This window comes from Streptomyces sp. NPDC090445 (assembly GCF_044769385.1).
Classification (GTDB): Bacteria; Actinomycetota; Actinomycetes; order Streptomycetales; family Streptomycetaceae; genus Streptomyces.
The window spans coordinates 83,876-109,050 of sequence record NZ_JBIVXV010000005.1 but is presented as its reverse complement, the minus strand read 5'-3'; the positions used below and the strand labels follow the sequence as shown (position 1 = coordinate 109,050).

Sequence of the window (25,175 nt, the reverse complement as noted above, 5' to 3'; positions counted from 1 at the left end):
GTCATGACGAACAAGGCAGTCCTGGAGGGCGGACCGGCCGACCTGCCCGAGCGGGTCGTCGACGCTCCCGCCCCCGGCGAGGACGTGAAGATCCAGCACCGCGGAGGGTACGAGCACTTCCGGGCCACGGCGCGGCAGCAGGACGGCCCGCAGGGCCGGCTGCCCGTGTTCGAGTGGTGGGAACGGACCGAGATCGCCGAATGACGAGGCACGCCATGACACACACCGCGGAATGGAAGGTCGGTGTCTCGCTGACCGAGGAGGGCGGCACCACCCGCGCCCGGGCCGTCCTGGACACCGGAACCTCGCAGCTCGTCGGCCGCGGCTCGGCCCGCTGCAACCCCGAGGACGTGGAGGTGCCGGCCATCGGCGACGAGCTCGCCGCCAGCCGGGCCATGCGGGATCTCGCCGGGCAGCTGATGCGGGCCGCCGACCGCGATCTGGCGTCGATGGGCGCCGTCCCGGAGCCGCCCCGCACGTCGTACGGCTGGCCGCAAGACGCCGAAGACCCGACCCGCCGCGGCCGCTGACCCCCCGTGCCCCCGAAGCCCCGGCGCCGCCGCGATCGGCCGCGCAGCCCCCGCGCCCCTGGGGTGGTTCCGCCGCTTCCTCGGCTGCGGGCCCGCCGTGGCTGATCGCGCAATTCCTCGCGCCCCTGAACGGCCCCCGCATCAGGGGCGCGAGGAACTGCGCGAGAAACCACAGCCGACCCGCACATCAGGGGCGCGGGGAACTGCGCGACCAGCCACAGCGGGCCCGCGCGTACGGAGCCGGGGGGAGGCTATGGTCTGGCGCGGGTCAGGGACAGGAGGTCCCGGGCGGGCCCGGCCGGCCGGGCCCCCGCCGGCCACACGGCCCGCAACGCCCGCCCCAGCGCCGCCTCGGAGACGGGAACCTCGACCAGCCGCCGCGCGGCCAGTTCATCCCCCACCGCCAGCTCCGACAGCACGCACGGCCCCGCCCCGCTCACCGCCGCCGCCTTGACGGCCGTGGTCGACGCGAGCTCCAGCAGCGGCTCCGCCAGCCCCCCGCTCCCGGCGAGCGCCCCGTCCAGTACCTGCCGGGTCCCCGAGCCCCGCTCCCGCAGGATCAGCGGGGTGGAGGCCAGCTCGGCCGGGGTGACCGCACCGGTGCGGCGTGCCCACGGGTGCCCGGGGGCGACGGCCACCACCAGCCGGTCCTGCGCGATCACCACCGAGTCCAGCCCTTCCGGAACGGTGAGTCCCTCCACGAAGCCCAGGTCGGCCTCGTGTGCGAGCACCCGCTGGGCCACCACCGCCGAGTTCCCGGCGTGCAGCGACACCGCCGTGCCGGGCCGCTGGCCGCGCAGGGCGATCAGCCAGCCCGGCAGGAGGTATTCGGCGATGGTCATGCTGGCGGCGACCCGCAGCCGGGAGTCCCGCTGCCCGCGCAGTGCCTGCGCGCCCGCGTCGAAGGCCTCGGCGGCCTCGACGACCCGCCGCGCCCAGTCCGTGACGAGCGCTCCTTCCGCCGTCAGTGTGGATCCGCGCGGCGAGCGGTCGACGAGCGCGACGCCGAGCCGGGTCTCCATGGCCCGGATGCGGCTGCTCGCCGCGGGCTGGGTGATGCCCATCCGCTTGGCGGCCCCGCTCAGGCTGCCGACCCGGGCGACTTCGAGCAGCAGTTCCAGCGCGCCCAGATCCGGCACCCGGTGCACCAGCGGAATCCACTCCTCATTACCCATAAAGTCAGTTTATGGCCTCATAGAAATGCGGCCCCTGCCGCCCGCACCGCCCCGCGACGACGCTGGGCCCATGGCCACCACCCTCGTGCGACCCCACGAAGACCCCTCCCGGAGCGCCGGAACGGCCCACGAGGCCGGCACCGCGCTCCCGAACACCCCCGCCCCCGTCCCCGCCCGCTTCCCGGCCCTGCGCCACCTGGGCCCCAACTGGTACGCGTCCGTCATGGGCACGGCCATCGTCACCAACGCCGGCGCGACGCTGCCGTACCAGGTGCCCGGCCAGCGCACGGCCTGCCAGCTCGTCTGGGTGCTGTCCGCCGCCGCCCTCGCCGTCCTCCTCACCGCCCGGGCCGGCCACTGGCTGTACCACCGGGACCAGGCCCGCGCCCACCTCCTCGACCCCGCCGTGGCCCCCTTCTACGGCTGCCTGTCCATGGCCCTGCTGGCCGTCGGCGCCGGCACCCTCGTCGTCGGCGAGGACCTGATCGGGGAGCCGGCCGCGGTCGCCGCGGACGCCGTGCTGTTCACCGCCGGCACCGCGGTCGGCCTGCTCGCGGCCGTGGCGGTGCCCTACCTGATGGTGGTCCGGCACGAGATCGACGCCGCCCAGGCCGGCCCCGTCTGGCTGCTGCCGCTGGTCGCCCCCATGGTCTCCGCGGCCACCGGCCCCCTGCTGGTCCCCCACCTGCCGGCCGGCCAGGCCCGCGAGGCGCTGCTGCTGGCCTGCTACGCGATGTTCGGGCTGAGCCTGCTGGCGACCCTGCTGCTGCTCCCGATGGTCTTCGGCCGGCTGCTCACCGGCGGCGCCCTGCCGCTGCTGCTGACCCCGACCCTGTTCCTCGTCCTGGGCCCCCTCGGCCAGTCCACCACCGCCGTCAACCAGCTCGCCGACGTGGCCCCGCTCGCCGCCGGAGCCCCGTACGCCGGCGCGCTCGGCGCGTTCGCGGTCGTCTACGGGGTCCCCGTGATGGGCTTCGCACTGCTGTGGCTGGCCCTGGCCGCCGCGATGCTGGTCCGGGCGGCCCGCGCCGGGATGGGCTTCGCGATGACCTGGTGGGCGCTGACCTTCCCCGTCGGCACCTGTGTCACCGGCGCCGCCGGCCTGGCCCGGCACACCGGCCTGACCGCGTTCGCCTGGCTGGCCGCCGCCCTGTACGCGGCCCTGCTCGCCGCCTGGCTGCTCGCCGCCGGGCACACCCTGCGCGGCCTGGCCACCGGCCGCCTGCTGCCCCGCCGGCCGGCCGCCGGCTGAGCGGCAGCGCCCCGAAAGGGGCGCGGGGAACGGCGCGACCGGCCCCAGCGGACCCAGACGACGGCCGACCCCTCGCGGCCCTTCCCGCGGAGCGACCCGCTCAGCGGGCCGCGGCCAGCGCCGCCGCCAGCACCTGCGGGGCCTCGGCGAGCGAGGGCCCGTACCAGGTGAGGTGGCGACCGCTGACGAGGGCGGCCGGACGGCCCGGGAACGCCTCCGGGCCGTCCTCGCGGGTGAAGGCGTACGGCTCGTCGGGCAGCACCACCAGGTCGCAGTCGGCCGCGGCCAGCTCGGCCAGGGGCACCTTCGGGTAGCGCTCGGGGTGCCCGGCGTACACGTTCTGCACGCCGAGCCGCGCCAGCAGGTCACCCGCGAAGGTGTCGCGACCCAGCACCATCCAGGGCCGCCGCCACACCGGGACGACGGCCCGCAGCCCCCGCCGCGGTTCCACCCGGGCCCAGGCGGCCTCGGCCTCGTCCAGCCACCGCGGCCGGGCCAGCCCCAGGGCGCGCACGAGCAGCCGGTCCAGCTCGGCGAAGGCCTGCGGCAGCCCGCGGACCTCGGTGACCAGCACCTCCAGCCCAGCCTCGCGGAGCGCCGCCAGGTCGGGGGCCCGGTTCTCCTCCTCGTTGGCGACGACCAGGTCGGGGCGCAGGGCGGCGATCGCCGCGACGTCGGGGTTCTTGGTGCCCCCGACGCGCACGGCGCCCTGCCGGCCGAGGTCCGCCGGGTGGGTGCACCAGTCGGTGACGCCGACGAGCAGGCCGGGTGCGGTGACGGCCACCGCCTCGGTCAGCGAGGGCACCAGGGAGACGACCCGCACGGCCGGTCAGCGCCCCGGCTCGGGCGGCTCGAACGTCGCATGGATGTGGTCGCCGACCGCGACGACCAGGATCCGGGTGTCCTCGGTGACGGCCCGCCAGCGGTGGCGCACACCGCCGGAGAGGAACAGGGCGTCGCCGCTCTCCAGCCGGTACGCCCGCCCCTCGGCCTCCACCTGGCAGGCGCCCGAGACGACGTACATCAGCTCGTCGTTGCGGTGCTGGTACTCGCGTCCGGCGTCCTGGTCGCCGGTGAACTCCAGCGCGTGCAGCTGGTGGTGCCCGCGGACGAGGGGGCGCACCCCCGGAACCGGGGTGAGCCCGGAGTCGTCCCCGGCCCGTACGAGGTCGACGGTGCGCGCGGTGTCGGACGCGGCCAGCAGCTCGACGGCGGTGGTCTCCAGCGCATCGGCGACCCGCTCCAGGGAGCGCATGCTGGGCCGGGCCCGCTCGTTCTCTATCTGGCTGAGGAAGGGCACCGAGAGTCCGCTGCGCGCCGACACGGCGGCGAGGGTCAGGTGGAGCGCCCGGCGCCGCTTGCGCACGGCCACGCCCACCCGGAGCGGTTCCTTGGCGTCCTTGTCCCGTTCCTTGTCGTCCGAGCCGTCCCTGTCGTCCATGGCGGGGCTGCCCTCCCCTTGTCAGGTCTGTCGGCGTACATCGGCGTCCGTCGCACGGGGGTGTGCTGTAAGCACCTTACGCAGCAACCGCCCCCGGTTTCGCGCCCGTGGGCGGACCGGGCTACGCCCCGGGTGAAACTCCTGTGCCATGTCCGATCGCTTCTGCGGCCACTTTGCGTCCCCCTGGCCGTAACCCTTCGCGTTCGGCCGGTGCGGCATCATCGTCGTCGTGACGACGACTCGACGGCTGATGCTGCTGGACACCGCCTCCCTCTACTTCCGCGCCTACTTCGGCGTCCCGGACTCCGTGAAGGCCCCGGACGGCACCCCGGTCAACGCCGTGCGCGGGCTGCTCGACTTCATCGCCCGCCTGGTGCAGGACCACCGCCCCGACGACCTGGTGGCGTGCATGGACGCCGACTGGCGGCCGCACTGGCGGGTGGAGCTGATCCCCTCGTACAAGGCGCACCGGGTCGCGGAGGAGACCGCGGCCGGGCTGCCGGACGTGGAGGAGGCCCCGGACACCCTCACCCCGCAGGTGCCGATCATCGAGGCGGCGCTGGACGCGTTCGGCATCGCCCGGGTGGGCGTGGCCGGATACGAGGCGGACGACGTGATCGGCACGCTGACGGCGCGGGCCGCCGGCCCGGTGGACATCGTCACCGGCGACCGGGACCTGTACCAGCTGGTCGACGACGCCCGGCAGCGGCGCGTGCTGTACCCGCTGAAGGGCGTCGGGACGCTCCAGGTCACCGACGAGGCGTGGCTGCAGGCGAAGTACGGCGTCGACGGCCCGGGCTACGCGGACCTGGCCCTGCTGCGCGGCGACCCGAGCGACGGCCTCCCCGGGGTCCCGGGGATCGGCGAGAAGACGGCGGCGAAGCTGCTGGACACGTACGGAGATCTGGCCGGAATCATCGCCGCGGTCGGTGACCCGAAGTCGAAGCTGACACCCGTTCAGCGCAAGCGGCTGGACGAGTCCCGGCCGTACCTGGCCGTGGCCCCCAAGGTGGTCCGGGTGGCCACCGACGTGCCGCTGCCCGCGTTCGACCCGGCGCTGCCGACGGCTCCGGCGCAGCCGGAACTCGTCGATGCACTTGCCCACCGGTGGGGTCTGGGCGGTGCGGTGGCGCGCCTGCGGGGCGCGCTGCTTCCCTGAGGTGCTAACTTAGGTAATCCTAAGTTTCAGGGGAGTCAGGGGAGACGCCGTGGCAGAAGGACGCGCCCGCAAGGTCGGCACCGCAGTCGTCGTGCGGACCGAGCGGCTGACGCCGCACATGGTGCGGGTGGTTCTCGGTGGCGCCGGACTGGCCCGGTTCAGTGCGGGCGAGTTCACGGACCACTACATCAAGCTGCTGTTCGCGCCGGAGGGCGTCGACTACCCCTCCCCGTGGGACCTGGACCGCATCCGCGCCCAGTACCCGCCCGCCGCGTGGCCGCGCCAGCGCGCGTACACGGTCCGCAGCTGGGACCCGGCCCACCTGGAACTGACCCTCGACTTCGTCGTCCACGGCGACGAGGGGCTGGCCGGCCCGTGGGCCCTGCGCGCCCGGCCGGGCGAGCTCGTCCGCTTCCTCGGCCCGGGCGGCGCGTACGCCCCGGCGCCGGAGGCCGACTGGCACCTCCTCGCCGGCGACGAGAGCGCGCTGCCGGCGATCGCCGCGGCGATGGAGCGGATGCCGGCCGGCGCCCGGGTCCACGCCCTGCTGGAGATCGACGGCCCCGAGGACGAACAGAAGGTCGCGACGCCGGACGGCATCGTCCCCGTGTGGCTGCACCGCGGGGGCCGCCCGGTGGGCGAGGCCCTGGTGGAGGCGGTCAGGTCCCTCGACTTCCCCTCCCGCGACGTGCACGCGTTCGTCCACGGCGAGGCGGGCTTCGTCAAGGAGCTCCGCCGCCACCTGCGCCTGGAGCGGGGCATCCCGAAGGAGCGCCTGTCGATCTCGGGCTACTGGCGCCTCGGCGAGACGGACGAGGGCTGGCGGGCGATCAAGGGCGATTGGAACGCGCGAGTCCTCGCGGAGCAGGAAGCCGCAGCCTGACGCGGACGGGCGGCGGCGGGTCGGCGGGCCCACAATGAGGCGTATGCGTACCCGCCTCGCGCTCACGGCGGCGGGAACCGCCCTGGCGCTGGCCGCCGCCGCACCGGTCGCGGCCGCCCCGAGCCCCCCGCCGCCCCCGAAACCCCAGCTGACGGACCAGGACGTCGCGACCGCGGTGAACCGCCTGCCCGGGTTCATCGCGGCAGGGATGCGCAGCACGGGCGTGCCCGGGCTGTCCGTGGCCGTCGTCCACGACGACAAGGTGGTCTACCTCAAGGGCTTCGGCGTGCGGCGCACCGGCGAGAGCGGCGCGGTCGGCCCCGACACGGTCTTCCAGATCGCCTCCCTCTCCAAGCCGGTCTCCTCCACCGTCGTCGCCGGCACCATGAAGGACCCGTCCGAGTGGGACCGGCACACCGCGCTGACCGGCTTCGCCCTCAAGGACCCGTGGGTCACCGGGCACGTCACCACCGCCGACCTCTTCTCGCACCGCAGCGGCCTGCCCGACCACGCCGGCGACCTCCTCGAAGACCTGGGCCACGACCGGGCGTACATCCTGGACCACCTGCGCCTGCTGCCCCTGTCGCCGTTCCGCGCGAGCTACGCCTACACCAACTTCGGGCTGACCGCGGCCGCCGAGGCCGTCGCCCGGGCCCACGGCACCAGCTGGCAGAAGCTCAGCGCCGACACCCTGTTCAAGCCCGCCGGCATGACCCGCACCAGCACCGAGTTCTCCGCCTTCGCCACCGCGCCCGACCACGCCGCCACCCACACGAAGAACCCCGACGGCACCTGGTCCCCCCGCCACGTCCGCGACCCGGACGCCCAGGCCCCGGCCGGCGGGGTCAGCTCCACCGCCCGCGACCTGGCCCGCTGGATGCGGCTGCAGCTCGGCGAGGGCACCCTCGACGGGAAGCGGATCGTCCCCGCGGCTCCCCTGGCCCGCACCCACCTGCCCGAGATCGTGGCGCAGGCCACCACCCCGACGGGCCGGCCCCAGTTCTACGGGCTCGGCTGGAACGTCACCTACGACGACGCGGGGCGGCTCCGCCTCAGCCACTCCGGCGCCTTCGAACTCGGCGGCGCCAACACCAACGTCACCCTGAAGCCCCTGGAACGGCTGGGCATCGTCGTCCTCACCAACGGCGCCCCGGTCGGCCTCGCCGACGCCATCGCCGAGGACTTCTTCGACACCGCCGAGCACGGCGGGCCCACCACCGACTGGCTGCCCCTGTTCGCCTCGCTCTACGCACAGCTCGACCAGGAGGACCGCTCGAAGACCGACTACGCCCACCCGCCCTCCGGTGCCGCCCCGCCCCGCGCCGACAGCACGTACACCGGCACCTACGACAACCCGTACCACGGCAGGGCGACCGTCACGGCGAACCCCGGCGGCGGCCTCACCCTCTCCCTCGGCCCCGGACCGCAGCGGTTCCCCCTCCACCCCTACGACGGCGACACCTTCAGCTACGAGACCGCCGGGGAGAACGCCGTCGGCCGCACGGGCGTGTTCTTCAAGGACGGCACGATGCGCATCGAGTACCTGGACGAGGACCGGCTGGGCACCTTCACCCGGCAGCAGCCGTAGCCCGCCGGGCCCTGCCCTAGCCTGGAGCCGATGAGAAGCAGAACCCGCATACCCCCCGCCCCGCTCCCCCAGGTCGACGGCATCGACCCGGTCCGGCTGCGGCTGCCCACCGTCCGGGACGGCAGGTGGCCCGACCTCGGCAGCTACCTCACCGAGCGCTACGCCGGCACCCGCGGCGCCGAGTCCATGGCCCGCCTGCTGCGCGACGGCCGGATCCTCGGCCCCGGCGGGCGGGTGCTGCGCGCCGACGACCCGTACGAGCCGGGCGCGTACCTGTGGTTCCACCGGGACATGGACCCCGAGCCGGACGTCCCGTTCCCGATCCGCGTGGTCTACCGGGACGCCCACCTGCTGGTGGTGGACAAGCCGCACTTCCTGGCGACCACCCCGCGCGGCAGCCACATCGTGCAGACCGCCCTGGCCCGGCTGCGCAGCGAGCTGGACCTGCCCGAGCTGAGCCCGGCCCACCGCCTGGACCGGCTCACCGCCGGCCTGGTGATGTTCAGCATCCGCCCCGAGGACCGCGGCGCCTACCAGGGCCTGTTCCAGGAGCGGCGGGTGGGCAAGGAGTACGAGGCCCTCGCCGTCCACGACCCGGCGGTCGAGCTGCCCCGCACCGTCCGCAGCCGGATAGAGAAGGTCCGCGGGATCATCGGCGCGAGCGAGGTCCCGGGCGGCGAACCGAACGCGGAGACCTCGCTGGAACTCCTCGACACTGCGGGCGGCCTGGGCCGCTACCGGCTGGTCCCGCACACCGGCCGCACCCACCAGCTGCGGGTCCACATGAACGGCCTCGGCCTGCCGATCCTCGGCGACCCGGTGTACCCGGAGGTCACCGACCCGGCCCCGGACGACTTCCGGCGGCCCCTGCAACTCCTCGCCCGCACCCTGGCGTTCACCGACCCGGTGACCGGCCTGGCGCACCGCTTCGAGTCCGGCCTGGAGCTGCTCGCCTGGAGGGACCGCGCCGCCTGGGAGGCCGGACCCCCGGCCGCGTAGGAGCCGCCGAGCACGATCCGGCCCGGTCGGTCACGTACCGGACCCGGCCCGGGCGGGATCGTGGCGGTGGATCACCATGACGCCCTCGATCGGCGACGCCCTCGATCGGCCCGAACACCAGGTCGTTGCGGAGCGCCAACGCGGCCCGGTCCCCGGCCGGTTCGACACCGACCGGGGTGGCACCGAGCAACACCCGGTGGACGCCCCGCAGTTCACCGCCCGTCCGGCGGAACCGGGTGAACCGGGACCCCGCCATCACACGATCGAGCCGATCCGACCTTACGGGCGCCTCTCCGGAGGAAGCCCCGGAAAGGGGCTAGCCGACCGAGCTGTACGCCACCACGCCCCGCAGGAGGGCGTCGACCGCCTTGCGGGCGTTGCGCGCCACGGTGCTCCCGCCGCTCCCGTCTGCCCCGCCGGACGGCGGCGCCGCCGCGGCGATCTGCCCGAGCACGTCGATGACCTGCTTGCACCAGCGTACGAAGTCGCCGGCCGGCATCTCGGCCTCGCGCAGCACCTCGTCCAGGCCCTTGCCGGAGGCCCACTCGTACGCGGCCCAGGCGAAGCCGAGGTCGGGCTCGCGCTGGCCCACGCCCTCCGCCTGGTTGATGCGGTGCTCCTCCTCCAGCGCGTCGAGCCGGCCCCAGATGCGGACCATCTCGCCGAGCGCCGCCTTCGCCGCACCGCCGGGCACCTTCGGCGGGACCGCGTCGTCGGACTGCCGCGCCTCGAAGACCAGCGCGGAGACGCATGCGGCCAGCTCGGCCGGGTTCAGGCCCTCCCAGACCCCGTCGCGCAGGCACTCGGAGGCCAGCAGGTCGAGCTCGCCGTAGAGCCGGGCGAGCCGCTTGCCGTGCTCGGTGACCTCGTCCTCGCGCAGGTAGTCCAGCTCGGTCAGGAGCCGGTGGATGCGGTCGAAGGTGCGGGCGATGGTGTTGGTCCGGCCCTCGATGCGCCGCTCCAGCGCCTGGGTGTCCCGCTTGAGCCGGTGGTAGCGCTCCGCCCAGCGGGCGTGGTCCTCGCGCTCGTCGCAGCCGTGGCAGGGGTGCGCCCGCAGCTCGGCGCGCAGCCGGGTGATCTGCCGGTCGTCGGCCGCGGCGGCCCGCCCGCGCCGGCTCCGCTCGGGGGTGATGTGCCCGGCCTTGGCCCGCAGTTGGGAGGCGAGGTCGCGGCGGGACTGCGGGGAGCGGGCGTTGAAGCTGCGCGGGATCCGCATCCGGTCGATGGCCTCCACCGGCACCGGGAAGTCGATCGCCGCGAGCCGCTTGACCTGCCGCTCGGCGGTGAGGACGAGCGGGCGCGGCCCCTCGGCGTACTCCTGGCCGCGGTGTCCGTTGACCCGCCCGGCGGGCACGCCCGGGTCGAGGACGAGGGCGAGCCCGGCGAACTTGCCGGTGGGCACGTGGATGATGTCGCCCGGCTTGAGCCGCTCCAGGGAGACGGCGGCCTGGGCCCGGCGCTGGGCCGCGCCCTGCTTGGCCAGGTCCGTCTCGCGGTCCTTCAGGTCGCGGCGCAGCTGCGCGTACTCCTCGAAGTTCCCCAGGTGGCAGGTCATGCCCTCGCGGTAGCCGTCGAGGCCCTCCTCGTTGCGCTGGACCTGGCGGGAGATCCCGACGACGGAGCGGTCGGCCTGGAACTGCGCGAAGGAGGTCTCCAGCAGTTCGCGCGACCGGTGCCGCCCGAACTGCTGCACCAGGTTGACCGCCATGTTGTACGAGGGCTTGAAGCTGGAGCGCAGCGGATACGTGCGCGTACCGGCGAGACCCGCGAGCGCCGCCGGGTCCATGCCGCGCTGCCACAGCACCACGGCGTGGCCCTCGACGTCGATGCCGCGGCGGCCGGCCCGGCCGGTGAGCTGGGTGTACTCGCCGGGGGTGATGTCGGCGTGCTGCTCGCCGTTCCACTTGACCAGCTTCTCCAGGATCACCGTGCGCGCGGGCATGTTGATGCCGAGCGCCAGGGTCTCGGTGGCGAAGACGGCCTTGACCAGGCCGCGGACGAAGAGCTCCTCCACGACCTCCTTGAACGTGGGCAGCATGCCGGCGTGGTGCGCGGCGATGCCCCGCTCCAGGCCTTCGAGCCACTCGTAGTAGCCGAGGACGTGCAGGTCCTCGGCCGGGATGGACGCGGTCCGCTCCTCGACGATCTCGCGGACCCGCACGCGCGCCGACTCGTCGTTCAGCCGCAGGCCCGCGTACAGGCACTGCTGGACGGCGGCCTCGCAGCCGGCCCGGCTGAAGATGAAGTTGATGGCGGGCAGCAGCCCGTCGTTGTCGAGGCGGCCGATCACCTCGGGGCGGCCCGGGGTCCAGATCCGGTTGCGGGAGCGCCGCTCGCGTTCGCGGTCGGCCTCGCGGATCATCTTGCCGCGCCGCCGGTCCTTGGGGTTGTAGGTGCGGCTGTTCTCCTCGCGGGCCATGCGCAGCAGGTCGGGGTTGACCTCGCGGCGGGCGGAGCCGCGGCCGCCGTGGTCGGTCTCCTCCTCGAAGAGGTCGTGGATCCGGCGGCCGGCCATGACGTGCTGCCACAGCGGGACGGGCCGCTCCTCCGAGACGATCACCTCGGTGTCGCCGCGGACGGTGTCGAGCCAGTCGCCGAACTCCTCGGCGTTGGACACGGTGGCCGACAGGGACACCAGCGTCACCGACTCGGGGAGGTGGATGATCACTTCCTCCCAGACGGCTCCGCGGAACCGGTCGGAGAGGTAGTGCACCTCGTCCATCACGACGTAGCCGAGGCCCAGCAGCGACTGCGAGCCCGCGTACAGCATGTTGCGGAGCACCTCGGTGGTCATGACGACCACGGGCGCCTCGGAGTTGACGCTGTTGTCGCCGGTCAGCAGGCCGACGCGGTCGGCGCCGTAGCGCTTGACGAGGTCGGCGTACTTCTGGTTCGACAGGGCCTTGATCGGCGTCGTGTAGAAGCACTTGCGCCCCTGCCGCAGGGCCAGGTGCACGGCGAACTCGCCGACGATGGTCTTGCCCGAGCCGGTCGGGGCGGCGACCAGCACGCCCTTGCCGGCCTCCAGTGCCTTGCAGGCGTCGACCTGGTACGCGTCCAGGTCGAAGTCGTACAGCTCGCGGAAGGGGGCCAGGGCGGTGGCCTCCTCGGCGGCGCGGATCCGGGCAGCGGCGTAGCGCTCGGCGGGTGAGAGTTCTTCGGTCATCTTGCTGTCGAGCCTACCCGCCGCCTCTGACAACAGTCGCGACCTTTATGACCGGTCCGGGCCGGTGCGGAGCCGGACCCCGGCCGCCGCTAGCCGAGGATCCGTACGGCGGCCGGGACGCACTCGGCGGTCACCGGCAGCGGCCCGACCCGCTCGCCGTCGGCGTAGGCGGTCAGGCCCGCGGCCTCCAGCGTGACCTTCGCGGCCCGGTGGACGGTGACCTTGGGGTGGCCGAGGTGGGTCCCCTTGTAGACCTGCGGGAACACCTTCAGGAGGGTGGCCCGGCTGCAGTCGCCGACGACGACGATGTCGAAGAGCCCGTCGTCGGGGACGGCGTCGGCGCAGATCCGCATGCCGCCCCCGTACGAGGACCCGTTCCCGACGGCGACCAGGGTGGCCTCGGTCTCGATCGCGGGGCCGTCGTCGAGGGTGATCCGGTACGGGAAGGGCCGGAAGGCGGCCAGTTCCGCGATCATCGCCAGGTCGTACTTGAAGCGGCCCGCGGGCAGCCGCATCCGGTTGCCGCGGTCGTTGACCCGCGAGTCGAAGCCGGAGCAGAGCACGGTCCCGTACCAGGTCCCGGCCACCCGCCCGAGGTCGATCTCGCGGATCCGGCTCTCCTTGAGGGCCTCGGCGGCCAGCAGGCCCGCCCGGGCGGGCTCCCGCACGGGCAGGCCGAGGGCGCGGGCGAAGTCGTTGCCGGTGCCCACCGCGACCACCCCGAGCGGGACCAGGGTCCCGGCCAGGGCCTGCAGGGCCAGGGAGACCACGCCGTCGCCGCCGACGGCGACCACCGCCCCGGTTCCCTCGCGGACGGCCGCACGCAGCCGGGCCAGGGCGTCCCCGGCGTCCGTGCCGACGACGGTGCGGACGCGGAAGCCTGCGTCCCGGAGCGCGGACGCGGCCGGCTGCGCGGCGTGCGCGCCCCTGCCGCGTCCTGCGGCGGGATTGACGAAGAGGGTGATCTCAGCGCTCACCGCACGGAATGTACCTGTCAGGTGGCGTCGTCGTAACCGTTGATCTTCCCGCGTCCGCCGTCGGTCTGCTCGGGCAGCGGCACCGGGGCCGCGACCGTCTCCACCGCGCCGACCGGGGCGGGCGTGAGGTCGACCTCGGCGGCCTCGTCGTCGGAGAGCAGCGCGTCGGGGTTGTTGCGGCGCCGCCTGCGGTCGTTGACCAGGCAGATCCCGAGGGCGATGAAGTACAGGGCGACGATCGGGGCGGCCAGCGACAGCATCGTCAGCGGGTCACCGGTGGGGGTGGCGAACGCGGCGAAGACCGTGATGCCGAGGACCATGCCGCGCCACCAGCCGGCGAGCCGCTTCGCGGTGACGACCCCGGTGAAGTTGAGCAGGATCAGCAGCAGCGGCAGCTCGAAGGCGAGGCCGAAGACGACGACCATGCGCGTGACCAGGTCGAGGTAGTCGTCGACCGGGAGCAGGTTGCGCGCGTGCTCGGGGGTGAAGTCGAGCAGGATCGTGGCGGTCTTCGGCAGCAGCCGGTAGGCGAGCACCGCGCCCGCGCCGAAGAGGGGCGCGCCGATCGCGACGAACCCCATCGCGTACTTCTTCTCGTGATTGTGCAGGCCGGGCGCGACGAAGGCCCAGATGTGGTACAGCCAGACCGGGGCGGAGAGGACCACGCCGGCGGTGAGCGAGACCTTGAGGGCGATCGAGAACGGTGCGATGAGGCCGTTCACGGTCATGTCGGCGCAGGGCCGGCCGTTGCGCTGCGAGACCACCCCGTCGGTGCAGCCGACGGAGTCCAGCATCGGCTTCAGCATGAAGTCGATGACGTCCTTGTAGTAGAAGGCCGCCACCACGGTGATCACGAGGATCGCCAGCACCGACTTCAGCAGCCGGTTCCTCAGCTCACGCAGGTGCTCGACAAGAGGCATCCGCCCTTCGGCGTCCTTCTCCTGCCGCTGGCCCTGCTTCCCCTGCTTGCGGGCAGACTTGAGCAACCCACGTTCCTTGTCTCGTTGCAGATGACCGGCGCAGCCGTGATCGCGACCACGGCGGACCGCGGTCGTGACCGGCGGCTCAGCCCTGGGCGGTGTGGTTCGGCTCGCCGACCGGCCGGGAGCTGGTCACGTCGCCGGGGGCGGCCTTGATGGTGCGCGGGGCAGCCTGCGGCTGGGCCTGGTCGGCGGTGCGCGCGGCGTCCTCCGCGGCGCCCTCGCTCTTCATGGCCTTGGCCTCGCTCTTGAGGATACGGGCCGACTTGCCGAGGGAGCGGGCCATCTCGGGGAGCTTCTTCGCACCGAACAGGAGCACGATGACCGCGATGATCAGAAGGATCTCGAGGGGCTTCAGATTGCCGATCATGTGTTCTTCCTTCTCACCGGAACGGCTGGTTGTGGTGGCAACGGCACAGGACGTGATCCTCGGACCGCTCCAAGGATCGTAACCCCCGGGGGTTAACGACCGGCAATCCCCGGGGGTACCCCGCCTTGCGCGCGGCCGGGTTCAGACGGTACGGGGCGCGCCCCGCACTTTCCATATGTCTGCCGGCGCGCCCGCCTCAACGGCCCACGGTTTCCCGGCCCGCGCGGGCCAGGTCCCCGGCCGCGCGCTCCAGGTCCCCGGAGGCGTCCGCGATGCGGCGGCTGGCGTGCGCGACCTGGCCGGACAGCCGCCGCACCTCCGCGAAGACGCGCAGTGCCAGGACGGCGAGGACGGTGAGCCCGAGGAACCCCAGGGCGATTGCGAGCATCGGCCACAGCATGGCACGAGCCTAGGCCACCGGTGCCGTCAGACGCTGCGCAGGGTGCTCACGCCGCCGCCGGTCAGCAGTTCCACGATCCGCTCGCCGGCCGGCTTGCGGACGGCCGCGGCGCACTCGGGACAGGTGAACGAGTAGAAGGTGGTGCGCCGGCTGCCGCCGATCACCAGCCGCAGGGCGGCCGCGTCCAGCTCGAAGCGGGCCCGGCAGTCGGGACAGGCGGCCTTGAAGGAGACCGGCCCCGCCGCGGCGGGCCGTCCCGGCGGCCCTGCGGCGGCCTGCCCGCCCCGCGGACCGGACATTCGCGACATCGTCGGCGCTCCCCTCAGCCGTTCGTCTTCCCTGCGGTGCGGCCCCTGCCCGCGGACCGGGCCCCCGTGCCCGCGAGCCGGGCCCCGGTGCCTACGGGCTCAGCCCTGTTCCCCGTACCCGGCCAGCGCCTCGCGGGCCGCCCGCCGTGCGCTGGCCGCCAGCTCCGGCGGCGACACGATCCGCCCGTCGCGGCCCAGCCGCAGCGCGAGACGGCGCAGCGAGCCCGGGTCCGGGCTGCGCAGCGTGATCCGCAGACCGCCGTCGGAGAGTTCCTCGGCACTGTCGTGCGGGTAGTACTCGGCCACCCAGCGGCCGGCCGGCCCCACCTCGACGACGACCTGCGGGTCCTCGGCGGCCGGCTGGACCAGCCCCACGGACAGGTCGCGCGGCTCGATGGCCGGCGGCTCGGAACGCTCGTCGAGCAGCCGGATCTCGGCCACCCGGTCGAGGCGGAAGGTGCGCCGCGCCTCGGAGAGGTGGCACCACCCCTCCATGTACGTGTGCCCCACCGCGAACAGCCGGATCGGGTCGACGGTGCGCTCGGTGAGCTCGTCGCGGGCGGGCGAGTAGTAGCGCAGCCACAGGCGGCGGCGCTCGGCGATGGCCCGGTCGACGTCGGCGAAGACCCCGCCCTCCGCCTCGAAGGTCACCGACAGCCGGGAGCTGGCCCCGGCGGCCTCCCCGGCGGCCGCCTCCAGCTTGGCGGTGGCCCGCAGCAGGGCGTCCCGGTCGCTCTCGCGCAGCCCGGGCAGGGTGGCCACGGCACGGGCCGCCACCAGCAGGGCGGTGGCCTCGTCGGCGGCCAGGCGCAGCGGCTCGGCGGTGGACTCCCCCGACGCGTCGGCGTTGTGCCACCAGATGCGCTCGCCGTCGGTGTCGATGTCGAGCAGGTCGCCGCCCCGGAAGCTGGTGCCGCACATCGGCAGCACGTCGAGGTCCGAGATCAGCTCGTCCTCGGTGATCCCGAAGGCGCGGGCGACGTCGGCGACGTGCGCCCCGGGGCGCTCGCGCAGATAGGTCACCAGGGACAGCATCCGGCGGGTCTGGTCGATGGCGTTGGCGGCCATGCTGGTAGGTCTCCCCCTCAGGGCGCAGCGTGCGTACGGGTGCGGTGTGCGGATGGTGCGGCGGACGGATCGGGTACGGGTGCGGTGTGCGGCCGGTGCGGGCGCGGATCCGGCCCGCGCCCGCGCGGCGGGCCGCCTCCCTGCGGCCCGGGCGGCCTCAGCCCGCGGCGACGGCGCGCAGCCGGTCCACCACGTCCGCCCGCAGGCCGGCGGGCTCCACCACCACGACGTCGGGACCGAACTCCACGAGCCAGGCGTCCAGCCCGTGCCCGTACGGGATCTCCAGCTCGTCCCAGCCCTCCGCGACGCCCTCGCGCGCGGCGGTGGCCTTCGCCCGCAGCGGGTAGCCGGCGCCGGCCCGCAGCCGGATCACGGCGGTGCGGTCCGCGCTCTCCCCGGCCCAGCCCGCCACGGTCTCCCGCACGGTGACCACGTCCGGGACCTCGGCGGTGTACGTGCCGGCCCGGGAGCGGACCTTGCCGGTGATCCGGGAGAGCCGGAACACGCGCTCCGCCCCGCGGTCGCGGTCGTGGCCGGCCAGGTACCAGTGGCCGCGCCAGCACTCCAGCGCCCAGGGCTCCACGTGCCGGGTCTCCGGCCGGGCCGCGGTGGACTTGCGGTAGTCGAAGACCACCGGCCGGCGGTCGCGGCAGGCCAGCATCAGCGGCTCGAACGCCGCCTCGTGGACCGGGATGCGCGGCTCGATCGCACTGTGCTGGCCCCCGTACGGGTCCTCCGCCTCCGGCATGCCGCCGGCCCGCAGCTTCTGCAGGGCGCCGCTGGCCGCCCCGGCGAGGCGGGCCTGCTGCCACACCTTGGCCGCCAGGCCCAGGGCGGCGGCCTCCTCCGCGTCCAGGGAGACGGGCGGCAGCCGGTTGCTGTCGCGGCGGGCGAGGTAGCCGGTCTCGCCCTCCAGGTTCTCCACCGTCTCGATGACGAGGCCGAGCTCCCGCAGATCGTCCTTGTCCCGCTCGAACATGCGGTTGAAGGACTCGTCGTTGCCCGCTTCCATGTACGCCTCGATGGAGCCGCGCAGCTCGCGCTTGCTCAACGGCCGGCGGGTCCCCAGCAGGCACAGCGCCAGATTCATCAGCCGCTCGGCCTTGGCAATCGCCATCGACGCCCTTCCGCCCTTCTTCCCAGTGCATGTCCGTGACCGTTGACCGTACCGCCCCGGCGCTCCCGGGCAAAAGCGAGGGCCCCCGCCGCACGGCGGGGGCCCTTCACACCCTCAGGGGCGGCCGGTTCAGCCGACGCCCATCAGGTCGCAGACGAAGATCAGCGTCTCGCCCGGCTTGATGGCCGGGGTCGGGCTGTGGTCGCCGTAGGCGAGGTGGGCGGGGATGGTCAGCTTGCGGCGGCCGCCGACCTTCATGCCCTGGACACCCTGGTCCCAGCCCTGGATGACCTGGCCGATGCCCAGGACGAAGGAGAGCGGGGCGCCGCGGTTCCAGGAGGCGTCGAACTCCTCGCCGGTGGAGAAGGCCACGCCGACGTAGTGGACGGAGACCTTCTGGCCGGCCTGGGCCACCGGGCCGTCGCCCTCCCAGAGGTCCTTGATCTCGAGGTCCTTCGGGGCCGGGCCCTCGGGGAAGTCGATCTCGGGCTTCTCGAGCCTGTCGCTCACGGAACTGCTCCTCAGAAAAAACGTACGGGTCTCCCCGACGGTGGCCGGGGGGACAACCGGGACAGTCTTACATCACCGCGAGGATGTCGAGGCTGAACACCAGCGTCGAGTTCGCCGGAATCGTGCCCCGGGCCTCGGCTCCGAAGCCCTGGTCCGGCGGGATCACCAGCAGGATGCGGCTGCCGACCTTCTTGCCGACCAGGCCCTCCTTGAGGCCCTTGACCGAAATCTGGTCGATCGGCCAGGTCACCGTCTGGTCGAGGGCGTACGTGCTCTCGAAGGTCTTGTCGTCCTTCCACGTCTTGCCGTGGAACTTCACGACGACGCTGTCGGTGTCCTTGACGGCCGGGCCGTCACCCTCCAGCACGTAGTTCGACACCAGCTTGGCCGGCGGCTCGCCGTCCTTCGGGATCGTCAGGGAGACTTCCTTGCCGTCCGTGTTGGTACCGGTCTTGGCCAGGGCCTTGTCCTCCTGCGGGACCTCCTTGCCCGTGGCGGAGGCCGGCACGCTCGTGCCCTTGACGATGTCCACGACGAAGACCAGCGTCGCATTCGGCTTGATCTTGTCGCCGGAACCCTTGTCCCCGTAGCCCAGGTCCGGCGGGATCACCAGCTCCAGGCGGCTGCCGACCTTCTTGCCCTCCAGGCCCTGGTCCCAGCCCTTGATGACCATGCCGGCACCGATCGTCACCTCGAACGGCTTGCCCTTGCCGAAGCTCTGGTCGAACGGCTCCTTGCCGTCCCAGACCTGGCCGAGATAGTTGACCTGGGCGACATCGCCCTTCTTCAGCGCCGGGCCGGAGCCCTCGCTGACGGTCTCCACCTTCAGCTCCTTCGGCGGGTCGCCCTCGCCCTTGGACAGCTTCGGGGTCTCTCCGAACTTGGCACCCCCGGTGATCGCGGGCACCCCGTTCTTCATGTCGGCGGAGTCGGAGCCGCTGTCGCCACAGGCTGCCGTGGACAGCAGCAGAGCGGGTACGACCAGCAGGCCGGCAAGTCGGCGCACGTGTTCCTCAGATCTCAGACGGCAACGGTCGTCGCCACTCTAAGGCGTGCCAGGGCCCCGTAGGAGATCCGTACGGGGCCCTGGCCACAATCAGTGCGATGTCACATGCCGGCGATCAGCTTCTCCACCCGGTCATCCACCGCACGGAACGGGTCCTTGCACAGCACCGTCCGCTGCGCCTGGTCGTTCAGCTTCAGATGCACCCAGTCGACCGTGAAGTCCCGCCGCTGCTCCTGCGCACGCCGGATGAAGTCACCCCGCAACCGCGCCCGCGTCGTCTGCGGAGGCACCGACTTCCCCTCGAAGATCTTCAGATCGTTGCAGATCCTCGCCGCCTGCCCCTTCCGCTCCAGCAGGTAGTACAACCCGCGCCGACGGTGGATGTCGTGATACGCGAGGTCTATCTGAGCCACCCGCGGATTCGACATGGTCATGCCGTGCTTTGCCCGGTACCGCTCGATCAGCTGGTACTTCATGACCCAGTCGATCTCCGTCGCGATCCGGTCCAGATCCTGCGCCTCGACCGCGTCCAGCGTCCGGCCCCACAGCTCCAGCACCTGCTCCACCGTGCCCGACCGGATCCCCCGGCGCTCGGCGAAGTCCACCGCCTTCTCGAAGTACTCCCGCTGGATCTCCAGCGCCGACGCCTCACGCCCACTCGCCAGACGCACCTTGCGCTGACCCGTCGTGTCGTGACTGACCTCGCGGATCGCCCGGATCGGGTTCTCCAGCGTCAGGTCCCGCATCACCGTCCCCGCCTCGATCATCCGCAGCACCAGGTCGGTGGCCCCGACCTTCAGCAGCATCGTCGTCTCCGACATGTTCGAGTCACCGACGATCACATGCAGCCGCCGGTACCGCTCCGCATCCGCATGCGGCTCGTCCCGCGTGTTGATGATCGGCCGCGAACGCGTCGTCGCGGAGCTGACACCCTCCCAGATGTGCTCCGCCCGCTGACTCACGCAGTACACGGCACCCCGCGGCGTCTGCAGCACCTTGCCCGCCCCGCAGATCAGCTGCCGCGTGACGAGGAACGGAATGAGGATGTCCGCCAGACGGGAGAATTCCCCGTGCCGCGCCACCAGATAGTTCTCGTGGCAGCCGTACGAGTTTCCCGCCGAGTCGGTGTTGTTCTTGAAGAGGTAGACGTCGCCCGCGATTCCCTCCTCGTGCAGGCGACGTTCGGCATCGACCAGAAGACCTTCGAGAATGCGCTCGCCGGCCTTGTCGTGGGTGACGAGCTCCGTCACGTTGTCACATTCGGGAGTTGCATATTCCGGATGCGATCCCACGTCCAGGTACAGGCGGGCCCCGTTCCGCAGGAACACATTGCTGCTGCGGCCCCATGACACGACACGGCGGAAGAGGTAGCGCGCCACTTCGTCAGGAGACAGTCGGCGCTGTCCCCTGAACGTGCACGTGACGCCGTACTCGTTCTCCAGCCCGAAAATGCGGCGGTCCATGACTGAACATTACGCCTTTGGCCCTCGTCTGAAACCGGCTTCGGGAACGCCGTTTCGATCAGTTCCCCACGAGCGGCGCCTCCGCCGCCTCCACAGCACCCGCCGCAGACCCCGTCACGGTCCGGGACCGCCCGGGAGCAGCAAGGATCCGCTGAGTGGCCGTCAGCACCACCAGAGCCGCCACACCGGCCGCACACGCCACACCGAACCCGGTCACCGCACCGCCCAGTTCCACCGCCGGACCCGCCACCGCCGTACCCGCCGCCGCACCCACACCGAAGAACGTCACCAGCCAGGAGAACGCCTCCGTCACCGTACCCACCGGAGCATGCCGGTCCACCACGATGAACGCACACGCGATCGTCGGCGCCAGGAACACCCCCGCAAGCGCCGTCAGCGCCGTCATGGCCACCGGCCCGGGCGTCAGCAGCAGCGGCAGATAGCCCACCGCCAGCAGCGCCACCAGCAGCCGCAGCCGCCGCTCCGGCGCCCCGCTCCACTGCCGCGCCCCGTACACCACACCACCGACCAGCGCACCCAGACCCAGCGCCGCCATCAACCACCCGTAGACCACCTGACCGCCATTGCGGTCGGAATACGCGATCGCCGCCACCGTGATCGAACCGAGCGCCATCCCCACGAAGAAGAACGCACCCAGCAGCGCCCGCAGCCCCGACGAACGCAGCGCACCCAGCCAGTGCGCCTCACGCGGCTCCGACCGCCAGGTACGGGAAGGCTCGGACAGCACCACGGACAGCGCACCGAGCACACCCAGGGCGTTGATCACCAGCAAGGCCCCGGCCGGGCTCCACAGCGCGACCGACACCGTCACGATCAGCGGACCGACCGTGTACATGATCTCCTGCGCCACGGCGTCCAACGCGTACGCGGCGTGCACCCGGTCCTCCCGGCCACCGAGCACACCGGGCCACAGCGCCCGCAGCCCGCCCTCCAGCGGCGGCGAGAAGAACCCCGCCACCACCATCGCGGCGTACGCCACCGCCGCCGAACCGGTACCCGCCATCGCCAGCCACACCATGCCCAGCGCGGCCACCACCGCCGACGGCAGCTGCACCCGGGGCTGGCCGTACAGGTCGACCGCACGGCCCAGCAGCGGCTGGCCCACGGCATTGGCCACGCCGTACACGGCGGCGAGCGCACCCGCGAGGCTGTAGCTGCCGCCCTCGGCCCGCACGAACAGCACGATCGCGATCGCGGCCGTGGCATTCGGCAGCCGTCCGACGAGCGTGCCCGCCAGCAGCCGCGCCGCATGCCTGGTCCTGAGCAGCTCCGCGTATCCCGCGGCCATCTCCGCCCCCTTCTGCCCGGACCTGCCGGGGTAATACGTATAACTAGGCGGGTCATACGTACCATGGCCACAGCCCGAGGGTCCAGCCGAACAACCGGCCCCACCCCTCCGACCTCGCCTTACAGGAGACCCGTGTGACGAGACCCACCAGCCGGGACGTCGCCACCGCCGCCGGGGTCTCCCAGGCCACCGTCTCCCTCGTCCTCGGCGACAAATGGCGCGGCCGCGTCTCCCAACGCACCGCCGACCTCGTCCGCACCACCGCCACCGACCTCGGCTACCGCCCCAACCTCGCCGCCCGCAACCTCCGCCTCGGCAGCACCCGCACCGCCCTCCTCGTCGTCCCCGCCCTCACCAACGAATTCTTCGCCCGCGTCTACACCGGAGCCGCCCGCGTCGCCGCCGCCCACGGCTTCGGCGTCGTCCTCTACCCCTCCCCCGACGGCACCGGCCCCGCCCGCGACCCCTTCGCCTCCGCCCGCGCCGCCCTCGACGGCGTCATCGCCTCCTCCATGGCCGCCCACACCCTCGACGCCATCGGCGGCGACGGCCTCCCCCTCGTCATGCTCGACAGCGCCCCCGGCTCCGGCCGCGCCGCAGCCCACGTCAACCTCGCCATGGCCGACGGCATGCGCCAGATCACCGAACACCTCCTCACCCTCGGCCACCGCCGCTTCCTCCACTTCGCCGCCGACGTCGACACCTGGACCTTCGCCAACCGCGCAGAGGCCCTCACCCGCCACCTCGGCCCCCACACCGAGCTGCGCACCGTACGGGCCCCCCTCGACGTCACCGAAGCCCGCACCACCATGGAAGCCGCCCTCGCCGACCCCGCCGACCGGCCCACCGCCGTCATCTGCGACGACGACATCCTCGCCGTCGGCGCCTGCAAAGCCGCCCGCCGCCTCGGCCTGCGCGTCCCCGACGACCTCTCCGTCACCGGCATCGACGACCTGGCCCTCGCCACCGCCGTCGAACCCGAACTCACCACCGTCCACCTGCCCGCCGAACGCGTCGGGGAACAGGGCATGGCCGCCCTCCTCGCCGTCCTCGACGGCACCGAATGGACCGCCCCCGACATCCCCGTCAACCTCGTCGTCCGCGCCTCCACGGCACCGCCCCCGCCGACCACCCGGCCCTGACACACCCGGCCCTGACGCACCGGGCCCGAAACGCCGAACCGCCCCGGCCGCCTCCGAAGAGGCAGACCGGGGCGGAGGACACGGGCCCACGAACCGGCGCGCAGAACCTACTCGGCGTCGTCCTCCGGAGCCTCGTCGTTCGACACCGCGTCGGCCTGAGCCGCCGCCGGAACATCCGCCTCCAGCAGCCGCGCCAGCTGCCGGCCCCGGATCCGCTTGAACTTCCGCTGCTGCGACCGCGTCCGGTCCAGCACCGCAACCTCCAGCCGCTCCGCCGGAATGGTCTTGTCCGCACCGTTCGCCTGGCTGGACAGCGCCTGCACCGCCAGCTTCAACGCCTCCGACAGGGTCATCCCCTCCCGGTGCCGCTGATCCAGGAAGCTGCTGATCTGCTCGGCGTTCCCGCCGACCGCGACCGAACCGTGCTCGTCCACGATCGACCCGTCGTGCGGCAGCCGGTAGATCTGGTCGCCCGCGGCCGTCGTGCCCACCTCGGCCACGACCAGCTCCACCTCGTACGGCTTCTCGCCGGCACTGGAGAAGATCGTGCCCAGCGTCTGCGCGTACACGTTCGCCAGCCCACGGGCCGTCACGTCATCGCGGTCATAGGTGTACCCACGCAGATCCGCGTACCGCACACCACCGATCCGCAGGTTCTCGTACTCGTTGTACTTGCCGGCGGCCGCGAAGCCGATCCGGTCGTAGATCTCGCTGAACTTGTGCAGCGCACGGGACGGGTTCTCGCCGACGAACACGATGCCGTCGGCATACTGCAGCACCACGAGGCTGCGACCGCGGGCGATGCCCTTGCGGGCGTATTCCGCCCGGTCGGCCATCGCCTGCTGCGGGGAGACGTAGAACGGAGTCGACACCGGCTGACCGTCCCTTTCTTCTGGGCTCCTGAGGGGCTGTTACGGATCAGAGCAGGGCGGCGCGCGGGCCGTCCGGCTCCTGGAGGCGGCGGTCGGTGACCTTGCGGGCGACGCCCTGGGACTCCTCCTCGGTCAGCCGCCGGAAGCCCTCGTCGGTGATGACGGTGACGATCGGATAGATGTTGCGGTAGAGGTCCGGGCCGCCCGTCGCCGAGTCGTCGTCGGCCGCGTCGTACAGCGCCTGGACGACCAGCGTGGTGGCCTGCTCCTCCGTCAGGTCCGGACGGTACAGCTTCTTCATCGACCCGCGGGCGAAGATCGAACCCGAACCCGTGGCCGCGTACCCGTGCTCCTCGGAGCGGCCGCCGGTCACGTCGTAGGAGAAGATCCGGCCCTTCTCCTTGGCCTCGTCGTAGCCCGCGAACAGCGGCACCACGGCGAGCCCCTGCATGGCCATCCCTAGATTGCTCCGGATCATGGTGGACAGGCGGTTCGCCTTGCCCTCCAGGGAGAGGGTCGTCCCCTCCACCTTCTCGAAGTGCTCCAGCTCCAGCTGGAACAGCTTGACCATCTCCACGGCCAGGCCGGCGGTGCCGGCGATGCCGACCGCGGAGTACTCGTCCGCCGGGAACACCTTCTCGATGTCCCGCTGCGCGATCATGTTGCCCATCGTCGCGCGCCGGTCACCGGCGAGGACGACCCCGCCGGGGAAGGTGGCGGCCACGATGGTCGTGCCGTGCGGCGCCTCGACGATCCCCTCCGGCAGCTTCCGGTTGCCCGGCAGCAGTTCCGGCTGGTGATCCGCCAGGAAGTCCATGAAGGACGACGACCCCGGCGTCAGGAAGGCTGCCGGTAGACGCCCTGTGCCACGAGTGTTGGGTTCCACAGGTTTCCTTCCACGTAAGCGGCTGCACGCCTCATGACGTCCGGCCGATCCTTGAACTGCCCCAGGGCTGCGTTGCAGCTGAAACACAGTACGCCTCGGACTTTACCTGTCTCATGATCGTGATCCACATGCTCCGCCGGACCTATCCGGCAGATCACGCAGACACCGCCCTGAGCAGTGATCATCTCGTCGCGTTCGGCTTCGGTGATGCCGTACTTGCGCTTGAAGTAGCTCGTCCGATTTCGCTGCGCCCGGCACTCTTTGCAGTAGCTGGCCCATCCGTCGGAGCTCGTCCGGTTCAGCTCCCACTCGGAATGGGGCTTGACCTCTCCGCAGTCAGGGCACCGCTTGTGGCCGGACGGCACAGGGATCTTGACCCGCACCGTCCGCCCCGCGGCTTCCTGACGCGCCTTGTAGTGCTCAGCCTGGCACTCTCGGCAATACGCCTGGAAGCCGTCTCTCATCGATCGGTTACTCGCGAATGCCTCGTGAGGTTGTACGCGCTTGCACCGAGAGCAGCGCTTCATGCCTTCCGGCACGTTGTTGGCCACAGCCCCCCGCACCTTCAATTCGA

At 72.7% G+C, this 25,175-nt stretch carries 26 protein-coding genes; 8 read left to right on the top strand and 18 right to left on the bottom strand.

Annotated features, from left to right (window positions below; translation table 11 throughout):
* Positions 1 to 3 precede the first annotated feature (3 nt).
* Positions 4 to 204 carry a DUF5988 family protein gene (locus ACIQUT_RS13740; protein ID WP_403562696.1) on the top strand — a complete coding sequence of 67 codons (201 nt, stop codon included), beginning with the start codon at positions 4 to 6 and terminating at the stop codon, positions 202 to 204.
* An 11-nt stretch (positions 205 to 215) separates the two neighbouring features.
* A complete protein-coding gene (locus ACIQUT_RS13735; RefSeq protein ID WP_403562695.1) occupies positions 216 to 530 on the top strand; it encodes a DUF1876 domain-containing protein in 315 nt (104 codons plus the stop codon).
* A 251-nt stretch (positions 531 to 781) separates the two neighbouring features.
* Here the strand turns inward: ACIQUT_RS13735 and ACIQUT_RS13730 are convergent, their stop codons facing one another.
* Complete coding sequence (locus ACIQUT_RS13730) at positions 782 to 1,705, bottom strand: LysR family transcriptional regulator (RefSeq protein ID WP_403562693.1); 924 nt, start codon at positions 1,703 to 1,705, stop codon at positions 782 to 784.
* A gap of 70 nt (positions 1,706 to 1,775) precedes the next feature.
* On the opposite strand from ACIQUT_RS13730, the gene ACIQUT_RS13725 reads away from it, so the two are divergent.
* Positions 1,776 to 2,957, top strand: coding sequence for a TDT family transporter (locus ACIQUT_RS13725; protein ID WP_403562691.1), 1,182 nt, complete (start codon positions 1,776 to 1,778; stop codon positions 2,955 to 2,957).
* Between the two features lie 100 nt (positions 2,958 to 3,057).
* Here the strand turns inward: ACIQUT_RS13725 and ACIQUT_RS13720 are convergent, their stop codons facing one another.
* On the bottom strand, positions 3,058 to 3,780 hold the full coding sequence (locus tag ACIQUT_RS13720; protein ID WP_403562689.1) for a helical backbone metal receptor: 723 nt from the start codon (positions 3,778 to 3,780) through the stop codon (positions 3,058 to 3,060).
* 6 nt (positions 3,781 to 3,786) lie between these two features.
* On the bottom strand, positions 3,787 to 4,398 hold the full coding sequence (locus tag ACIQUT_RS13715; RefSeq protein WP_179178125.1) for a helix-turn-helix domain-containing protein: 612 nt from the start codon (positions 4,396 to 4,398) through the stop codon (positions 3,787 to 3,789).
* Positions 4,399 to 4,648: 250 nt separating this feature from the next.
* Between ACIQUT_RS13715 and ACIQUT_RS13710 the strand changes: the two genes are divergently transcribed.
* From ACIQUT_RS13710 to ACIQUT_RS13695, 4 genes are read left to right on the top strand one after another with little or no spacing between them, the layout of a single operon-like run.
* Complete coding sequence (locus ACIQUT_RS13710; RefSeq protein ID WP_403563159.1) at positions 4,649 to 5,557, top strand: 5'-3' exonuclease H3TH domain-containing protein; 909 nt, start codon at positions 4,649 to 4,651, stop codon at positions 5,555 to 5,557.
* Between the two features lie 49 nt (positions 5,558 to 5,606).
* Positions 5,607 to 6,440 (top strand): siderophore-interacting protein, encoded by an 834-nt coding sequence (locus ACIQUT_RS13705; RefSeq protein WP_403562687.1) that lies wholly within the window; start codon positions 5,607 to 5,609, stop codon positions 6,438 to 6,440.
* Positions 6,441 to 6,483: 43 nt separating this feature from the next.
* Positions 6,484 to 8,028 (top strand): serine hydrolase, encoded by a 1,545-nt coding sequence (locus ACIQUT_RS13700; RefSeq protein WP_403562685.1) that lies wholly within the window; start codon positions 6,484 to 6,486, stop codon positions 8,026 to 8,028.
* A gap of 30 nt (positions 8,029 to 8,058) precedes the next feature.
* A complete protein-coding gene (locus ACIQUT_RS13695) occupies positions 8,059 to 9,027 on the top strand; it encodes a pseudouridine synthase (RefSeq protein WP_403562683.1) in 969 nt (322 codons plus the stop codon).
* Between the two features lie 316 nt (positions 9,028 to 9,343).
* Here the strand turns inward: ACIQUT_RS13695 and ACIQUT_RS13690 are convergent, their stop codons facing one another.
* The 12 genes from ACIQUT_RS13690 to ACIQUT_RS13635 form a co-directional block, all read right to left on the bottom strand.
* Positions 9,344 to 12,193 (bottom strand): DEAD/DEAH box helicase, encoded by a 2,850-nt coding sequence (locus tag ACIQUT_RS13690; protein ID WP_403562681.1) that lies wholly within the window; start codon positions 12,191 to 12,193, stop codon positions 9,344 to 9,346.
* A gap of 89 nt (positions 12,194 to 12,282) precedes the next feature.
* Positions 12,283 to 13,170 carry a diacylglycerol kinase gene (locus tag ACIQUT_RS13685; protein WP_403562679.1) on the bottom strand — a complete coding sequence of 296 codons (888 nt, stop codon included), beginning with the start codon at positions 13,168 to 13,170 and terminating at the stop codon, positions 12,283 to 12,285.
* 17 nt (positions 13,171 to 13,187) lie between these two features.
* Entirely contained in the window at positions 13,188 to 14,156 is a 969-nt protein-coding gene (gene tatC / locus ACIQUT_RS13680; protein ID WP_403562677.1) for a twin-arginine translocase subunit TatC, read from the bottom strand.
* Positions 14,157 to 14,235: 79 nt separating this feature from the next.
* Positions 14,236 to 14,520, bottom strand: coding sequence for a Sec-independent protein translocase subunit TatA (tatA, locus tag ACIQUT_RS13675; protein ID WP_403562675.1), 285 nt, complete (start codon positions 14,518 to 14,520; stop codon positions 14,236 to 14,238).
* Positions 14,521 to 14,716: 196 nt separating this feature from the next.
* On the bottom strand, positions 14,717 to 14,920 hold the full coding sequence (locus tag ACIQUT_RS13670) for a hypothetical protein (protein ID WP_403562673.1): 204 nt from the start codon (positions 14,918 to 14,920) through the stop codon (positions 14,717 to 14,719).
* Between the two features lie 26 nt (positions 14,921 to 14,946).
* Entirely contained in the window at positions 14,947 to 15,219 is a 273-nt protein-coding gene (locus tag ACIQUT_RS13665) for a hypothetical protein (RefSeq protein WP_403562671.1), read from the bottom strand.
* 108 nt (positions 15,220 to 15,327) lie between these two features.
* Positions 15,328 to 16,296 carry a helix-turn-helix transcriptional regulator gene (locus ACIQUT_RS13660; protein ID WP_403562669.1) on the bottom strand — a complete coding sequence of 323 codons (969 nt, stop codon included), beginning with the start codon at positions 16,294 to 16,296 and terminating at the stop codon, positions 15,328 to 15,330.
* Between the two features lie 157 nt (positions 16,297 to 16,453).
* Positions 16,454 to 17,413 carry a helix-turn-helix transcriptional regulator gene (locus ACIQUT_RS13655; protein WP_403562667.1) on the bottom strand — a complete coding sequence of 320 codons (960 nt, stop codon included), beginning with the start codon at positions 17,411 to 17,413 and terminating at the stop codon, positions 16,454 to 16,456.
* Between the two features lie 129 nt (positions 17,414 to 17,542).
* Positions 17,543 to 17,923, bottom strand: a complete 381-nt coding sequence (locus ACIQUT_RS13650) for an FKBP-type peptidyl-prolyl cis-trans isomerase (RefSeq protein ID WP_403562665.1) — start codon at positions 17,921 to 17,923, stop codon at positions 17,543 to 17,545.
* Between the two features lie 67 nt (positions 17,924 to 17,990).
* Positions 17,991 to 18,929: an FKBP-type peptidyl-prolyl cis-trans isomerase gene (locus ACIQUT_RS13645; RefSeq protein ID WP_403562663.1), complete on the bottom strand. Its 939-nt coding sequence runs from the start codon at positions 18,927 to 18,929 to the stop codon at positions 17,991 to 17,993.
* Between the two features lie 101 nt (positions 18,930 to 19,030).
* Complete coding sequence (pafA, locus tag ACIQUT_RS13640) at positions 19,031 to 20,392, bottom strand: Pup--protein ligase (protein ID WP_403562661.1); 1,362 nt, start codon at positions 20,390 to 20,392, stop codon at positions 19,031 to 19,033.
* A gap of 58 nt (positions 20,393 to 20,450) precedes the next feature.
* On the bottom strand, positions 20,451 to 21,701 hold the full coding sequence (locus tag ACIQUT_RS13635) for an MFS transporter (protein ID WP_403562659.1): 1,251 nt from the start codon (positions 21,699 to 21,701) through the stop codon (positions 20,451 to 20,453).
* 134 nt (positions 21,702 to 21,835) lie between these two features.
* Here ACIQUT_RS13635 and ACIQUT_RS13630 point away from each other — a divergent pair, with 134 nt between their 5' ends.
* Positions 21,836 to 22,843: a LacI family DNA-binding transcriptional regulator gene (locus ACIQUT_RS13630; RefSeq protein ID WP_403562657.1), complete on the top strand. Its 1,008-nt coding sequence runs from the start codon at positions 21,836 to 21,838 to the stop codon at positions 22,841 to 22,843.
* Positions 22,844 to 22,950: 107 nt separating this feature from the next.
* Here the strand turns inward: ACIQUT_RS13630 and prcA are convergent, their stop codons facing one another.
* Genes prcA through ACIQUT_RS13615 form a run of 3 tightly spaced genes read right to left on the bottom strand, consistent with a single transcriptional unit; the run spans position 22,951 to position 25,128 of the window.
* Positions 22,951 to 23,715: a proteasome subunit alpha gene (gene prcA, locus ACIQUT_RS13625; protein WP_403562655.1), complete on the bottom strand. Its 765-nt coding sequence runs from the start codon at positions 23,713 to 23,715 to the stop codon at positions 22,951 to 22,953.
* A 46-nt stretch (positions 23,716 to 23,761) separates the two neighbouring features.
* Positions 23,762 to 24,601 (bottom strand): proteasome subunit beta, encoded by an 840-nt coding sequence (gene prcB, locus ACIQUT_RS13620; protein ID WP_403562653.1) that lies wholly within the window; start codon positions 24,599 to 24,601, stop codon positions 23,762 to 23,764.
* Entirely contained in the window at positions 24,553 to 25,128 is a 576-nt protein-coding gene (locus ACIQUT_RS13615; protein WP_403563157.1) for an endonuclease VII domain-containing protein, read from the bottom strand. Before ACIQUT_RS13615 ends, prcB begins: the two co-directional genes overlap by 49 nt.
* Between the last annotated feature and the right edge of the window lie 47 nt (positions 25,129 to 25,175).